The sequence below is a fragment of the Pseudomonas fjordensis genome, assembly GCF_976987115.1.
Genome location: NZ_OZ336860.1, coordinates 1,207,935 through 1,222,140, shown reverse-complemented (window position 1 = coordinate 1,222,140; position 14,206 = coordinate 1,207,935). Strand labels below are relative to the sequence as shown.

Annotated in this window: 12 protein-coding genes; 10 read left to right on the top strand and 2 right to left on the bottom strand. The window is 60.9% G+C overall.

Features of this window, described 5'->3' with window-relative positions:
* Positions 1 to 4 precede the first annotated feature (4 nt).
* The 8 genes from ACWHXD_RS05490 to ACWHXD_RS05455 all read left to right on the top strand — a co-directional run bounded on the left by ACWHXD_RS05490 (position 5) and on the right by ACWHXD_RS05455 (position 9,877).
* The gene (locus tag ACWHXD_RS05490) at positions 5 to 1,453 is read left to right on the top strand and encodes an alginate O-acetyltransferase (RefSeq protein ID WP_138761327.1); all 1,449 of its coding nucleotides are present in this window, start codon (positions 5 to 7) and stop codon (positions 1,451 to 1,453) included.
* Between the two features lie 8 nt (positions 1,454 to 1,461).
* On the top strand, positions 1,462 to 2,571 hold the full coding sequence (locus ACWHXD_RS05485; RefSeq protein WP_032893490.1) for a mannuronate-specific alginate lyase: 1,110 nt from the start codon (positions 1,462 to 1,464) through the stop codon (positions 2,569 to 2,571).
* 226 nt (positions 2,572 to 2,797) lie between these two features.
* Positions 2,798 to 4,330, top strand: coding sequence for an MBOAT family O-acyltransferase (locus ACWHXD_RS05480; protein WP_032893491.1), 1,533 nt, complete (start codon positions 2,798 to 2,800; stop codon positions 4,328 to 4,330).
* A gap of 11 nt (positions 4,331 to 4,341) precedes the next feature.
* Positions 4,342 to 5,514 carry an alginate O-acetyltransferase gene (locus ACWHXD_RS05475; RefSeq protein WP_032893492.1) on the top strand — a complete coding sequence of 391 codons (1,173 nt, stop codon included), beginning with the start codon at positions 4,342 to 4,344 and terminating at the stop codon, positions 5,512 to 5,514.
* Positions 5,515 to 5,531: 17 nt separating this feature from the next.
* Positions 5,532 to 6,188, top strand: a complete 657-nt coding sequence (locus tag ACWHXD_RS05470) for an alginate O-acetyltransferase AlgF (RefSeq protein WP_032893493.1) — start codon at positions 5,532 to 5,534, stop codon at positions 6,186 to 6,188.
* 223 nt (positions 6,189 to 6,411) lie between these two features.
* Positions 6,412 to 7,863, top strand: coding sequence for a mannose-1-phosphate guanylyltransferase/mannose-6-phosphate isomerase (locus tag ACWHXD_RS05465; protein ID WP_032893494.1), 1,452 nt, complete (start codon positions 6,412 to 6,414; stop codon positions 7,861 to 7,863).
* 722 nt (positions 7,864 to 8,585) lie between these two features.
* Positions 8,586 to 9,050 carry a multidrug transporter gene (locus ACWHXD_RS05460; protein ID WP_138761325.1) on the top strand — a complete coding sequence of 155 codons (465 nt, stop codon included), beginning with the start codon at positions 8,586 to 8,588 and terminating at the stop codon, positions 9,048 to 9,050.
* A gap of 14 nt (positions 9,051 to 9,064) precedes the next feature.
* The gene (locus ACWHXD_RS05455; RefSeq protein ID WP_138761324.1) at positions 9,065 to 9,877 is read left to right on the top strand and encodes an SDR family oxidoreductase; all 813 of its coding nucleotides are present in this window, start codon (positions 9,065 to 9,067) and stop codon (positions 9,875 to 9,877) included.
* Here ACWHXD_RS05455 and ACWHXD_RS05450 read toward each other — a convergent pair.
* A complete protein-coding gene (locus ACWHXD_RS05450) occupies positions 9,874 to 10,731 on the bottom strand; it encodes a LysR family transcriptional regulator (RefSeq protein ID WP_032893497.1) in 858 nt (285 codons plus the stop codon). The genes ACWHXD_RS05455 and ACWHXD_RS05450 overlap by 4 nt on opposite strands.
* A gap of 111 nt (positions 10,732 to 10,842) precedes the next feature.
* On the opposite strand from ACWHXD_RS05450, the gene ACWHXD_RS05445 reads away from it, so the two are divergent.
* Together ACWHXD_RS05445 and ACWHXD_RS05440 are read left to right on the top strand one after the other, a co-directional pair.
* The gene (locus ACWHXD_RS05445) at positions 10,843 to 12,030 is read left to right on the top strand and encodes an MFS transporter (RefSeq protein WP_138761323.1); all 1,188 of its coding nucleotides are present in this window, start codon (positions 10,843 to 10,845) and stop codon (positions 12,028 to 12,030) included.
* The gene (locus ACWHXD_RS05440) at positions 12,023 to 12,424 is read left to right on the top strand and encodes a nuclear transport factor 2 family protein (protein ID WP_138761322.1); all 402 of its coding nucleotides are present in this window, start codon (positions 12,023 to 12,025) and stop codon (positions 12,422 to 12,424) included. The genes ACWHXD_RS05445 and ACWHXD_RS05440 overlap by 8 nt, the downstream gene beginning before the upstream one ends.
* Positions 12,425 to 13,340: 916 nt before the next feature.
* Here ACWHXD_RS05440 and ACWHXD_RS05435 read toward each other — a convergent pair.
* Positions 13,341 to 14,201: an efflux RND transporter periplasmic adaptor subunit gene (locus tag ACWHXD_RS05435; protein WP_032893500.1), complete on the bottom strand. Its 861-nt coding sequence runs from the start codon at positions 14,199 to 14,201 to the stop codon at positions 13,341 to 13,343.
* Between the last annotated feature and the right edge of the window lie 5 nt (positions 14,202 to 14,206).

The following is a 14,206-nucleotide window of genomic DNA, read 5'->3' as shown; positions in this document are numbered from 1 at the left end:
CCTTATGCACCCACACATGATCAAACTGCTGAGCCTCTCGGGTCTGACCCTCGGCCTGCTGGCGGCCAGCCAGGGCGTACGCGCCGATGAGGTCAAAGCCCCAACCTTCACCGCCGAACCGTGCTGCAGCCTGTGCCCGGCCGCCCATGACGCGAAGAACTACACCACGCGCTACCAGCAGAACTTCACCACCCTGGTACAAGCCCAGGGCGACTGGCTGTTCCGTACCCAGGAAGACCTGCGCACCGAGTTCGACACCACCCCGGCCGGCTACAAGCGCATGCAACAGTTGCACGATGCGTTCAAGAGCAAGGGCGTGGAACTGGTGGTGGTCTACCAGCCAACCCGTGGCTTGGTGAACCGCAACAAGCTCAACCCGGCGGAGAAAGCCGCGTTCGATTTCGACAAGGCCCTGGGCAACTACAAGACCATGCTCGGCCGCTTCGCCAAGATGGGCTACGTGGTGCCAGACCTGTCGCCGCTGACCAACGAACAACTGCCGGATGAATTGCCGGCCCACGATTTCTACTTCCGTGGCGACCAGCACTGGACCCCGTACGGCGCCCAGCGCACCGCGAAAATCGTCGCGGCCAAGGTCAAGCAGATGCCGGAATATGCCGAGATTCCCAAGCGTGAATTCGAGACCAAGCGCTCGGGCCGCATGGGCAAGACCGGCACCCTGCACAACATGGCCGGGCAACTGTGTGGCACCAGCTACGCGATCCAGTACATGGACCAGTTCACCACCGAGCCCAAGGGCGAAGCCGGTGACGGCGACCTGTTCGGCGATTCGGGCAACCCGCAGATCACCCTGGTGGGCACCAGCCACAGCGGCAAGAACTACAACTTCGCCGGCTTCCTGGAAGAAGAAATCGGTGCCGACATCCTCAACGTCGCCTTCCCCGGCGGTGGCCTGGAAGGTTCGATGCTGCAGTACCTGGGCAGCGATGAATTTCAGAAGAGCCCACCGAAGATCCTGATCTGGGAATTCTCGCCGCTGTACCGCCTCGACCAGGAAACCATCTACCGCCAGATGATGGCGCTGCTGGACAACGGCTGCGAAGGCAAGACCGCGCAAATGTCGGCCAGCACCACGCTCAAACCCGGCAAAAACGAACTGATGGTCAACAGCGCCAACAAAGACCTGCGCAACGCCAACCACCAGGTGGATATCCGCTTCGCCGATCCATCGGTGAAAACCTTGCAAGCCACCCTCTGGTACATGAACGGGCGCCACGAGGACATCAAGATCGAGAAACCCGAAACATCCGATACAGACGGGCGTTTCGCCTTTGAACTGCGCACCGATGAAGACTGGGCCTCGCAGAACTTGCTGGCCGTGGAAGTGCAGGGCCCTGAAGCGGGCGCTGCAGCGCAGAAGGTTGAAGCGAAAATTTGCACACGCAACGTATTTCCAAGCGGTGGTCAGCAGACCGCCCAACTCGGGAAGTGAGGTTACCTATGCAAAAGTTATTGCTCCCTGGCCTGCTGGGCCTGGCCATGTTCGCAGGTTCCGTCAATGCGGCGGCGCCACTGCGTCCGCCCCAGGGCTATTTCGCACCGATCGAAGCGTTCAAGACCGGCGACTTCAAGGAAAACTGCGACGCCATGCCAACGCCCTACACCGGGCCGTTGCAGTTTCGCAGCAAGTACGAAGGCTCCGACAAGGCCCGTTCGACCCTGAATGTGCAGTCGGAAAAAGCCTTTCGCGACAGCACCGCCGATATCACCAAGCTGGAAAAAGACACCAGCAAGCGCGTGATGCAGTTCATGCGTGACGGTCGCCCGCAGCAGCTTGAATGCACGCTCAACTGGCTGGTGTCATGGGCCAAGGCCGATGCGTTGATGTCCAAGGACTTCAACCACACCGGCAAGTCGATGCGCAAATGGGCGTTGGGCAGCATGGCCTCGGCCTACGTGCGCTTGAAGTTCTCCGAGTCGCAGCCACTGGCCAAGCACCCGCAGGAAGCCCAGCAGATCGAAGCCTGGTTCAACAAGCTGGCCGACCAGGTGGTGAGCGACTGGGACAACCTGCCCCTGGAAAAAACCAACAACCACTCCTACTGGGCCGCCTGGTCGGTGATGGCAACGTCCATCGCCACCAACCGTCGCGACCTGTTTGATTGGGCAGTGAAGGAATACAAGGTCGGCGTGAACCAGGTCGATGACCAGGGCTTCCTGCCGAACGAATTGAAGCGTCAGCAACGCGCCCTGTCGTACCACAACTACGCGCTGCCGCCGCTGTCGATGATCGCCAGCTTTGCCCTGGTCAACGGCGTGGACCTGCGCCAGGAAAACAACAGCGCGCTCAAGCGCCTGGGTGACAAGGTGCTGGCCGGCGTGAAAGACCCGGACATCTTCGAACAGAAGAACGGCAAAGAGCAGGACATGAAGGACCTCAAGGAGGACATGAAATTTGCCTGGCTTGAGCCCTTCTGCACCCTCTACACCTGCGCGCCGGATGTGATCGAACGCAAGCATGGCATGCAACCGTTCAAGACCTTCCGCCTGGGGGGTGACCTGACCAAGGTCTACGACCCGGCGCATGAAAAAGGCAACAAAGGTTCCTGACAAATTAATTGAAGAAATGGGTTCCCCATGTGGGAGCGGGCTTGCTCGCGAAAGCGGTGTGTCAGTCGGCACATCTGTAACTGAACTGCCGCTTTCGCGAGCAAGCCCGCTCCCACAGTTTGAACCGGTTTCGTCAGTAGAAATGCAATACAGCCTCCCCCGAAATCGTGGGGGGGTTTGGGGGGGCTCTGGCCCTTGACTGTTGGTTAAACATGGAGAGATCGGGATGGTTTTCTCGTCCAATGTGTTCCTGTTTCTGTTCTTGCCGATCTTTCTCGGCTTGTATTACTTGAGCGGGCAACGCTATCGCAATCTGCTGCTGCTGATTGCCAGCTACGTGTTCTACGCCTGGTGGCGAGTGGACTTCCTGGCGCTGTTCGCGGCCGTCACGTTGTGGAACTACTGGATCGGCCTCAAGGTCGGTGCCGCGGGCGTTCGCACCAAGCCGGCGCAGCGCTGGCTGTTGCTCGGCGTGGCGGTCGACCTGTGCATCCTCGGCTACTTCAAGTACGCCAACTTCGGCGTCGACAGCATCAACGTGATGATGAAGTCGGCGGGCCTGGAGCCGTTCATCCTCACCCACGTGCTGTTGCCGATCGGGATCTCGTTCTACATCTTCGAGTCCATCAGCTACATCATCGACGTGTACCGTGGTGACACCCCGGCGACCCGCAACCTGATCGACTTTGCGGCGTTCGTGGCGATTTTCCCGCACCTGATCGCCGGTCCCGTGTTGCGCTTTCGCGACCTGGCCGACCAGTTCAACAACCGCACCCACACCCTGGATAAATTCTCCGAGGGCTGCACGCGGTTCATGCAGGGTTTCATCAAGAAGGTCTTTATTGCCGACACCCTCGCGGTGGTGGCCGACCATTGCTTCGCCCTGCAAAACCCCACCACGGGCGATGCCTGGCTTGGCGCGCTGGCCTACACCGCGCAACTGTATTTTGACTTCTCCGGCTACAGCGACATGGCCATTGGCTTGGGCTTGATGATGGGTTTCCGCTTCATGGAAAACTTCAAGCAGCCCTACATCAGCCAGTCGATCACCGAGTTCTGGCGGCGCTGGCACATCAGCCTGTCCACCTGGCTGCGTGACTACCTGTACATCACCCTGGGCGGCAACCGCAAAGGCACGCTGACCACTTACCGCAACCTGTTCCTGACCATGCTGCTCGGTGGCCTGTGGCACGGCGCGAACATCACCTACATCGTGTGGGGCGCCTGGCACGGCATGTGGCTGGCGATTGAAAAAGCCATCGGCCTGAACACCGCGCCGCGCAGTTTCAATGTATTGCGCTGGGCCTTCACCTTCCTGCTGGTGGTGATGGGCTGGGTGATCTTCCGCGCCGAAAACCTGCACGTCGCCGGGCGTATGTACGGTGCGATGTTCAGCTTTGGCGAATGGTCGCTGTCGGAACTCAACCGCGCCAACCTCACCGGCCTGCAAGTGGCAACCCTGGTGGTGGCCTATGCAACGTTGGCGTTCTTCGGCCTGCGCGACTTCTACACCAACCGCCCTGCCGACAAGACCAAGCCAGCCGACCCGAGCCTGATCAAGGCCGTACCCGGCGACAACCCTGGCAGCATCCACGAGCCCGGTTTCAGCGTGGGCCGTGACGCTGCCGTGCAACCGGCCTACTGGACGGCTGACTGGCCACGCTACGCCATGCGCGGCGCGGTGCTGCTGCTGTTCGTGGCGTCGATTCTCAAACTGTCGGCGCAGAGTTTCTCGCCGTTCCTTTACTTCCAATTCTGAGGGAGCCGACCATGACCCGTTCATTACGCGTCCTCTACATAAGCCTGTTCCTGGTGCTGTTGCTGGCACTTGGCGCCTGGTCGCTGCGCAGCTTCTTTGGCTTCAGCACCAACGCCGATGCCACCGTGCTTAATGGTCGCTGGACCAAAGCCGTCGAGACCCACTACGACGACGAGTTCCCGATCAAGCGTCTGGGCACCAACCTGTGGGCGGCGCTGGACTACAAGCTGTTCAATGAAGGCCGTCCTGGCGTGGTGCTGGGCCGTGATCACTGGTTGTACAGCGACGAGGAATTCAACCCAGCCGTCAACGAGGACCAGAACCTGCAAGGCAACTACGCGCTGGTCGAAGGCGTGCGCCAGAAGCTCAAGGCTCAGGGTATCCAACTGGTGATGGCGATCGTGCCGGCCAAGGTGCGCCTGTATCCGGAGCATCTGGGGGAAGTGAAACCGGCCAGCGTGCACGCCAATCTGTACCAGGATTTCCACGCCCGAGTGGCTGCCGATAACATCCCGGCTCCGGACCTGCTTGGCCCGCTGCAACAGGCCAAGCTGAGTGGCAAGCAAGTGTTCCTGCGCACCGACACCCACTGGACCCCAGACGGTGCCGAAGTCGCCGCCAAGCAATTGGCCAAGGCGATTGCCGACAAGACCCCACTGAGCGGCGAGCCGCAGCGCTTTGTCACCGAAGCCGAGAAAACCGAGCCGCATAAAGGCGACTTGCGTTTGTTCCTGCCCCTGGACCCGCTGTTCGAAAACCTGATGCCGCCTAAAGAGCCGCTGGAAAAACGCGTCACCCACCTGGCCGAAGAGAAAGGTGACGACGCGCTGTTCAGCGACAGCGAAACCCCGGTGGCGCTGGTGGGCACCAGCTACAGCGCCAACCCCAACTGGAACTTCGTCGGTGCGCTCAAGCAAGCCTTGCACAGCGACGTGGTCAGCTACGCCGAAGACGGCCACGGCCCGATCCTGCCGATGCTCAGCTACCTCAAAAGTGATGACTTCAAGAACAGCCCGCCGCAGGTGCTGATCTGGGAGTTTCCTGAACGTTATCTGCCCGTTAACAACGAAATCGGTGATGCCGACCCGGCCTGGGTTGCGCAGCTTAAACAAGCCGGTTCGCGCCAACAGAACATGGCAATCAACACATCTAAATCCGAGACGCCCGACCGGGCGCAAAACTGAAAGAGAGGTAACTCACAATGACTTTCACTACTACTCCTCGTCGTCTCGCTAAAACCCTGGCTATCGCAGCGGGCCTGAGCTTCGTATCCCTGTCGGCCTTCGCGGCCGGTGACGCCGCCCTGTACGGCCCGACCGCGCCAAAAGGCTCCAGCTTTGTGCGTATCTACAACGCCAGCAACCAGGAAGTCAGCGCCACCGTCGGCAGCACCAACCTCAGCGACGTTGCGCCACTGGCCAGCAGCGACTTCAGCTTCATGCCCGGCGGTGACTACAGCGCCAAGGTCGGCAGCCAGACCCTGCCGGTCAAGCTGGCCGCCGACCACTACTACACCCTGGTCAACAGCGGCAGCGGCCAGCCGCAGTTGATCGAAGAACCGCCGTTCAAGAACAAGCAAAAATCCCTGGTGCGCGTACAGAACCTCAGCGACAAGGCCCTGACCTTGAAGACTGCCGACGGCAAGACCGATGTGGTCAAGTCGGTGGCCGCCAAGGGCCGTGGCGAGCGTGAGATCAACCCGGTGAAAGTGAGCCTGGCGTTGTATGACGGTGACAAGAAAGTCGGCGATGTGAAGCCGGTTGCGTTGGAACGCGGTGAAGCGGCGGTGCTGTATGTCACCGGTTCTGGTTCAAGCCTGTCGCCAGTGTGGGTGAAACGCCCAGTGTCGACCCGCTAACTATTTCCCGGACTGAACGCCCCCCCACTGTAGGAGCGAGCTTGCTCGCGAAAATCGCCAACGATGACGCGGGCATTCTGGATGAACGCGTTGACTGGAAGTGCTTCGCGAGCAAGCTCGCTCCTACAGGGGGCAGGGCTTTCAGTTCGGACCGAGACAAAAACAAGAGTGAAACGACAAACCTTCGTAGCTCTGACCCAAACTGATTCAAGGAGAAACACCCATGATCCCAGTAATCCTTTCCGGTGGTAGCGGCTCACGTCTTTGGCCGCTTTCGCGTAAACAGTTCCCCAAGCAGTTCCTGGCTCTGACCGGCGAGCACACCTTGTTCCAGCAAACCCTGGAGCGCCTGGTGTTCGAAGGCATGGACGCCCCCATCGTGGTCTGCAACAAAGACCACCGTTTCATCGTCAACGAGCAACTGAGCGCGCGTAAGCTCGACTGCCAACGCATCCTGATGGAGCCCTTCGGCCGCAACACTGCGCCGGCCGTGGCCCTGACCGCGATGATGCTGGTCAACGAAGGCCGTGACGACTTGATGCTGGTGCTGCCCGCCGACCACGTGATCGACGACCAGAAAGCCCTGCAACGCGCCCTGGCCCTGGCCACCGTGGCCGCCGAGCGTGGCGAGATGGTGCTGTTCGGCGTGCCGGCCACCCGCCCGGAAACCGGCTACGGCTACATCAAGTCCACCAACGATTCGCTGCTGCCTGAAGGCGTGAGCCGAGTGCAGCAGTTCGTGGAAAAGCCCGATGAAAAACGTGCGGTCGAGTTCGTCAAAAGCGGCGGCTACTTCTGGAACAGCGGCATGTTCCTGTTCCGCGCCAGCCGCTTCCTCGAAGAGCTGAAAAAGCATGATCCGGATATCTACGACACCTGCGTGCTGACCCTGGAGCGCAGCGAGCAGACCGCCGACACCGTGACCTTCGACGACGCCACCTTCGCCTGCTGCCCGGACAATTCCATCGACTACGCCGTGATGGAAAAAACCCAACGCGCCTGCGTGGTGCCATTGGCTGCTGGTTGGAGCGACGTGGGTTGCTGGGCTTCGCTGTGGGCGGTCAACGATAAAGACGCCAACGGCAACGTGAGCAAAGGCGACGTGGTGATCCAGGACAGCCGCAACTGCATGGTGCATGGCAACGGCAAACTGGTATCGGTGATCGGCCTGGATAACATCGTGGTGGTGGAAACCAAGGACGCGATGATGATTGCCCACAAGGACAAGGTCCAGGGCGTCAAGCAGATGGTCAACACCCTCAACGAGCAAGGCCGCAGCGAAACCCAGAACCACTGCGAAGTCTATCGCCCGTGGGGTTCCTACGACTCGGTGGACATGGGCGGGCGTTTCCAGGTCAAGCACATCTCGGTCAAGCCGGGCGCGTGCCTGTCGCTGCAGATGCACCACCACCGCGCCGAACACTGGATCGTGGTCAGCGGCACTGCCGAAGTCACCTGTGACGAGAACGTGTTCCTGCTCTGCGAAAACCAGTCCACCTACATCCCGATCGCCTCGGTGCACCGCCTGCGCAACCCGGGCAAGATCCCGCTGGAGATCATCGAAGTGCAATCGGGCAGCTACCTGGGCGAGGACGATATCGAGCGCTTCGAAGATATCTACGGCCGCTCGACACCGGTTGAACGTGGCGTATCGGTGAAAACTATCGCGCAGTAAAACAGTCGTACAAGAAGCCCTCGCCCAGCCCATTGCGTCCCCTATCCGCAGTGGGTTGGGTGGGGGCTTTTTTTTGGGGTTTGTGGTGCCTTTACAGGCCTCATCGCAGCATCAGTATCTACACAACTCTGTAGCGCTCAACGGTAACCACGATGCGAAGCGAGCCGCTCTTGATCTTGATCTTAGGCGCCCCGTTAAACCACGCTGGCCGGAATTCGACAGGGATTTGGGGGGTAAACCGGCAGGGATGCCGGTTTAGCCGCCCCGCGCCATGGATGGCGCGTGGCGGCGCCCCCCCAAATCGCTGGCGGATTACGGGCACACCGAGCCTAAGCGAGGTGCCGAGTGGTGGGGCAAGAGCCTTTTGCTTACTTTTGGGCTCTTTTCAAAAGTGAGCCGCCGTTGGGCGGAACCCTAAGTGGCCGTTACCGCAGCAATGGATATGTACACAATCCAACTGTGTTGACTGTCAGGCCGCCTTCGCGAGCAAGCCCGCTCCCACAGTTGGATCGCGGGGCATCAGGTAGATAAGTGTCGGCTGCCAGGCCGTCATCGCAGGCAAGCCAGCTCCCACAGTTGACCGCGCCCCCACTTTAGAATGCGGTCGAATGTGGGAGCTGGCTTGCCTGCGATAGCGTCCGCCCGGCCAACACAATGCTCAAGGTAACCAATCCCACCTACGCTTAAGTTAGGATGCTCATTCCCTATTCGAGGTGGTCTCCATGTTCTTCGGCGTTCTCCTGATCATCACCTGGCTGGTCCTGCTGCTGCGCTACCCCGCCAAGGCGCTGCCGGTATCGTTGGCCGCTGCCGTCGGCCTGGGGTTTGTCGCAGTGTGGGTGGTATGGCTGGACAACCGCGAAGCGTCGCAACTGGCGCGCCTTGAGCTGCGCATCACCTACGCGCCGCAAGACTGCCCCGCCGACCGACCGCTCAAACTGACCCTCAACAACGGCAACGACGTACCGCTCACCGAACTGCGCTGGCGCGTCGCTGCCTATGCACCGGGCGATACGGTCAACCTGGCCGACAATGTCTACGCCGCCCCGCGCTATCGTGGCCCCGGCGAGTTGCAGGCAGGTGCCACCTGGGATGACTGCCTGCCCACCCCGCCGCTGCGCCCTGGCTATCGCCCACAAACCCTGGAATTTTGCGCCGAGCACCTGCAAGGCAGTTTCTCGGACTGACAAAGGATGGACCCATGCCCAATGTACTGATCACCGGTTGCTCCAGCGGCATCGGCCGTGCCCTCGCCGACGCCTTTAAAGCCGCAGGCTTCGAGGTATGGGCCAGCGCCCGCCAACCCGATGACGTCGCCGCGCTTACCGCCGCAGGCTTTAATGCCCTACAACTGGACGTCAACGACAGCACCGCCCTGCAACGCTTGTCCGAGCAGTGGGGCGAGTTGGATGTACTGATCAACAACGCCGGCTACGGCGCCATGGGCCCATTGCTCGACGGCGGCACCGAGGCGATGCAGCGCCAATTCGAGACCAATGTGTTTTCCATCGTCGGCGTCACTCAGGCGTTGTTTCCGGCCTTGCGTCGCAGCAAGGGCATTGTGGTGAATATCGGCAGCGTTTCCGGGGTATTGGTAACGCCGTTCGCCGGCGCCTACTGCGCGTCCAAAGCCGCTGTGCATGCCTTGAGCGACGCCCTACGCATGGAGCTTGCACCGTTTGGCGTGCGCGTGATGGAAGTCCAGCCGGGTGCGATCAATACCAGTTTTGCAAAGAATGCCGGCGCCCAGGCCGAATTGCTGATCCACGAGCAGTCGCCATGGTGGCCATTGCGCGAGGGCATTCGTGCACGCAGCCAGGCGTCCCAGGACAAACCCACTCTAGCCAGTGAATTTGCCGCAGACGTGCTCAAGGCGGTGCAGCAAGGACAACCACCGCGCCTGCTGCGCTCGGGCAACGGCAGCCGGGCGCTGCCGTTGATGGCGGCGCTGTTGCCCAAGGGGCTGTTGGAGAAGGTGTTGAAGAAGCGCTTTGGCCTGGGCGGTACGCTCTAAGGCTTCATGAAATCAATAAACGCCCGCACCTTCAGCGGCAAATGCCGCGTGTCCGGATACATCGCGTAAACCCCTTGCGGGGCAAAACGGTGGTCAGTCAACAGGCGCACCAAGCGTCCCGCGTCCAGATCCTCCTGCACCAACCATTGCGGTAAAACCGCCACACCGTGGCCACGTACCGCAAACGCCTGGAGCACCGCCGCGCTGTCGGCCACCAAGGCTGCCGGGCCGGCTCGATAAGGGTGTTCGAGACCTGCCGGGTCGGTCACGCTCAATTCGCTCAAACGGCCATGGCCCAGCCTGGGCACCTGCTCTAACTCCTCCAGGGTCTGCAACCCGGCAAACTGCGGCGCCGCGACGGCAAACACCTCGAACGTCGACAACTGCACGGCGCGGTGGTTGGAATCCATCAAGCGCCCCAGCCGTATCGCCACGTCAAAACGCTCGGAGATCAGGTCGGCGTGGGTGGAAGATGTGGATAAGTGGATGTTCAGGTCCGGGTGCAGACGGCGAAACGCTTCCAAGGCCGGGGCGACCACGGCCAGGGCGTATTCGACAGTGGTAGTGATGCGCAGGGTGCCTTTGAGTTGGGCATGCTCACTGCGGGCTTCTTCTACCGCCAGGCGCGCCTCTTCAAGCATGCGCGTGCAGCGCAGGTAGAAGCGTTCGCCGGCGTCGGTGAGCGCCAGTTGGCGGGTGTTGCGGGTCAGCAGGGTGACGCCGAGTTCCGCCTCCAGGCGCTTGAGGTTGAAGCTGACCACGGCGCGAGTCTGGCCGAGCAGGTCCGCGGCGGCGGTGAGCGAGCCGGCCTCGACCACGGCCTTGAAGGTGTCAAAACGGTCCAGGCTGACCATGGTGGACGCCCTCCTTTGTCAAAATATTTTTGACAAACTAGCAGGCAAACCGACGTATCCCAACCCCTGCGTGCGGCCTACCCTGCCGGCTTCACTCGCAGGAACGCGTTCATGACCTACCGTTCGAAAGTCGCCTGGATCTTTTTATTGGGTTTTGCCCTGGACCTGGTGAACATGTTTGTCGCCACCGTCGCCTACCCGGACATCGCCCGCGAGCTGCACGCCTCGGTCACGCAACTGGCGTGGATCAGCAACGCTTACATGCTCGGGCTGACCCTGATCATTCCCCTGAGTGTCTGGCTGGCAGCGATCATGGGCGAACGCACGCTGATCGCCACCAGCCTGCTGCTGTTCGCCGGCGCCTCGGTGATGGTGGGCCAGGCCGGTTCCATCGAGGCGTTGATAGGCTGGCGCGCGGTGCAAGGGCTCGGCGGCGGCTTGCTGATTCCCGTGGGCCAGGCCATGGCGTACCGGCACTTCCCCGCCGCCGAGCGCAGCCAGCTGACGGCGCGGGTGATGTCGGTGGCGTTGCTGGTGCCAGCGCTGTCGCCGACGTTGGGTGGAGTGATCGTCGACAGTGTGTCCTGGCGCTGGATTTTCTACGCCAACCTGCCCCTGGCCCTGATCACCCTGCTGCTGGCCTTGCTGTGGATAAAACCCGACACGCCCACCCGCGTGCGCCCACCTCTGGACCTGAGCAGTATCTTCAAACAGGTTGCCAGCCCGATGCTGCGCGTGGCGATGCTGGTCTACCTATGCATCCCCGGCGTGTTTATCGGCACCAGCCTGATCGCCATCCTTTATGTGCGCAGCCTGGGCTATGACGCCACCCAAACCGGCGCACTGATGTTGCCCTGGGCGCTGGCCTCGGCAGTGGCAATCTACCTGAGCAAGCAACTCTTCAATCGCTGCGGCCCCAAACCCCTGTTGCTGGCGGGCATGGCGCTGCAATGCGCTGGGATCCTGTTGCTCAACGAGCCCGCGCTGATTATTGCGGCCTACGTCTTGATGGGCCTGGGCGGCAGCCTGTGCAGCAGCACCGCGCAAACCCTGGCCTTTCTGGATATTGCCGCCGAGCGCATGGGCCACGCCAGCGCGTTGTGGAACATGAACCGTCAAGTAAGCTTCTGCGTCGGCGCCGCCGTGCTCAGTGCAATCCTGTCGGCCTTGGATTCCTTCGCCATAACCTTCACGATGGCGGCAGCTCTGACCCTGTTGCCGCTTTTCGCAGTGTTGCGCCTGGATGCTTCCAGAGTACGCGCGCTGCTTCACCCTTGCAGCGAGCCCAAGCATGATTGACTACAGCGATTTTTTTGAAGAAGTGATCCAGACCCACGTCGAGATCGAGCAATGGTTTGCCGGGGTTGCGCCTCAGGGCACGCTGGAAAATCTGCTCGCGCGCTTCTCACCCGAGTTCAGCATGGTCGCGCCCGCCACCGGAACGCGGGTCAACAGAGCTGGGGTCAATGCGTTGTTCACGCGCCTGGGCGGGATGCGTCCGGGGTTGAAAATCACCTTGAGCGAAATGACCGGCATCGACCGCCATGCACGCGGCGCCACGGTGACGTATCGCGAGCATCAGATTGACGACAGCGGCACCCACACCGACCGTCGCGCCACGGTGGTGTTTGAGAAACAGGCCAGTGGCGCGCTGCTTTGGCGGCACTTGCACGAGACCTTTATCAAAGCCTGACGCAGTCAAATGTGGGAGCTGGCTTGCCTGCGATGGGCAACGGTAACCACGATGCGAAGCGAGCCGCTCTTGATCTTGATCTGCTTTTGATCTCAGGCGCCCCGTCAAACCACGCTGGCCGGAATTCGACAGGGATTTGGGGGGTAAACCGGCAGGGATGCCGGTTTAGCCGCCCCGCGCCATGGATGGCGCGTGGCGGCGGCCCCCCACATCACTGGCGGATTACGGGCACACCGAGCCTAAGCGAGGTGCCGAGTGGTGGGGCAAGAGCGTTTTGCTTACTTTTGCGCTTTTCAAAAGTGAGCCGCTGTCAGAGCGGAACCCTAGGTGGCCGTTACCTAAATAACGGATATGTACACGGTCCAACTGTGTTGACTGTTAGGCAGTCTTCGCAGGCAAGCCAGCTCCCACATTTGGACGGTGGTGTGTCAGGTACATCAGTGTCGGCTGCCAGGCCGTCTTCGCAGGCAAGCCCCACACATTTGGATGGTGGTGTGTCAGGTACATCAGTGTCGGCTGTCAGGCCGTCTTCGCAGGCAAGCCAGCTCCCACATTTGGATGCTGGTGTGTCAGGTACATCAGTGTCGGCTGCCAGGCCGTCTTCGCAGGCAAGCCAGCTCCCACATTTGGATGCTGGTGTGTCAGGTACATCAGTGTCGGCTGCCAGGCCGTCTTCGCAGGCAAGCCAGCTCCCACATTTGGATGCTGGTGTGTCAGGTACATCAGTGTCGGCTGCCAGGCCGTCTTCGCAGGCAAGCCAGCTCCCACATTTGGACGGTGGTGTGTCAGGTAGATCAGTGTCGGCTGTCAGGCCGTCTTCGCAGGCAAGCCAGCTCCCACATTTGGATGGTGGTGTGTCAGGTACATCAGTGTCGGCTGTCAGGCCACCATCGCAGGCAAGCCAGCCTCCCACAGTTTATTTTTGCGTTGGGTTCACGATGACAGTGCAGGTAATGCCTGCCGCCAACAACACGCCCTCCGGCACTTCATCAATGTGAATCCGCACCGGCACACGCTGGGCCAACCGCACCCAGTTAAAGGTCGGGTTTACATCGGCGATCAGTTCACGGCTCTCGGGGTTATCACGGTCGTAGATGCCACGCGAGATGCTTTCCACATGGCCCTTCAAGGTCTCGCCGCTCATCAATTGCATATCGGCTGTGTCACCCACCTTCACATGGGGCAGCTTGGTTTCTTCGAAGAAGCCATAGACCCAGAACGAATTCATATCCACCACGGCCATCTTCGCCTCGCCAATACGCGCATAGTCGCCGCGATGCACATTGAGGTTGGTGACATAACCGTCCACCGCCGCCAGCACTTGCGTGCGTTTCAAGTTGAGTTCGGCGGCCTCCAGTTGCGCCAGGGCGTGCTGATAATCGGCCAGAGCCGAGTCGGCGATGTTGCTGGCGTCGTCGCGGTTTTCCTTGGAGATCACCAAAGCGTCCAGGTCGGCACGGCGGTGGGCGTTGACCTTGCGCATTTCCCAGGTGGCCTTGCGTGAAGCCACCAGCGATTGCGCTTGCTTGACGGCAATGCGGTAGTGCTCGGGGTCGATCTGCATCAGCAGGTCGCCTTTTTTCACCAACTGGTTATCACGTACCGGCACGTCCACCACTTCACCGGTGACGTCAGCCGCCACATTGATGATGTCGGCGCGCACCCGGCCATCGCGGGTCCACGGCGTTTGCATGTAGTGCACCCACAACGTGCGGCCAATCCAGATCGCCAAGGCCAGAACCAGCAAGGTGGCGAGCAGGCTGAAAAACTTTTTCATCGGGG

Excerpts from the sequence above, each read along its gene's own strand:
- ACWHXD_RS05440 (WP_138761322.1), top strand. The coding sequence starts at position 12,023 with ATGATTGACTACAGCGATTTTTTTGAAGAAGTGATCCAGACCCACGTC.
- ACWHXD_RS05460 (WP_138761325.1), top strand. The coding sequence starts at position 8,586 with ATGTTCTTCGGCGTTCTCCTGATCATCACCTGGCTGGTCCTGCTGCTG.
- ACWHXD_RS05475 (WP_032893492.1), top strand. The coding sequence starts at position 4,342 with ATGACCCGTTCATTACGCGTCCTCTACATAAGCCTGTTCCTGGTGCTG.
- ACWHXD_RS05435 (WP_032893500.1), bottom strand. The coding sequence starts at position 14,201 with ATGAAAAAGTTTTTCAGCCTGCTCGCCACCTTGCTGGTTCTGGCCTTG.
- ACWHXD_RS05480 (WP_032893491.1), top strand. The coding sequence starts at position 2,798 with ATGGTTTTCTCGTCCAATGTGTTCCTGTTTCTGTTCTTGCCGATCTTT.
- ACWHXD_RS05490 (WP_138761327.1), top strand. The coding sequence starts at position 5 with ATGCACCCACACATGATCAAACTGCTGAGCCTCTCGGGTCTGACCCTC.
- ACWHXD_RS05470 (WP_032893493.1), top strand. The coding sequence starts at position 5,532 with ATGACTTTCACTACTACTCCTCGTCGTCTCGCTAAAACCCTGGCTATC.
- ACWHXD_RS05445 (WP_138761323.1), top strand. The coding sequence starts at position 10,843 with ATGACCTACCGTTCGAAAGTCGCCTGGATCTTTTTATTGGGTTTTGCC.
- ACWHXD_RS05455 (WP_138761324.1), top strand. The coding sequence starts at position 9,065 with ATGCCCAATGTACTGATCACCGGTTGCTCCAGCGGCATCGGCCGTGCC.
- ACWHXD_RS05485 (WP_032893490.1), top strand. The coding sequence starts at position 1,462 with ATGCAAAAGTTATTGCTCCCTGGCCTGCTGGGCCTGGCCATGTTCGCA.
- ACWHXD_RS05450 (WP_032893497.1), bottom strand. The coding sequence starts at position 10,731 with ATGGTCAGCCTGGACCGTTTTGACACCTTCAAGGCCGTGGTCGAGGCC.
- ACWHXD_RS05465 (WP_032893494.1), top strand. The coding sequence starts at position 6,412 with ATGATCCCAGTAATCCTTTCCGGTGGTAGCGGCTCACGTCTTTGGCCG.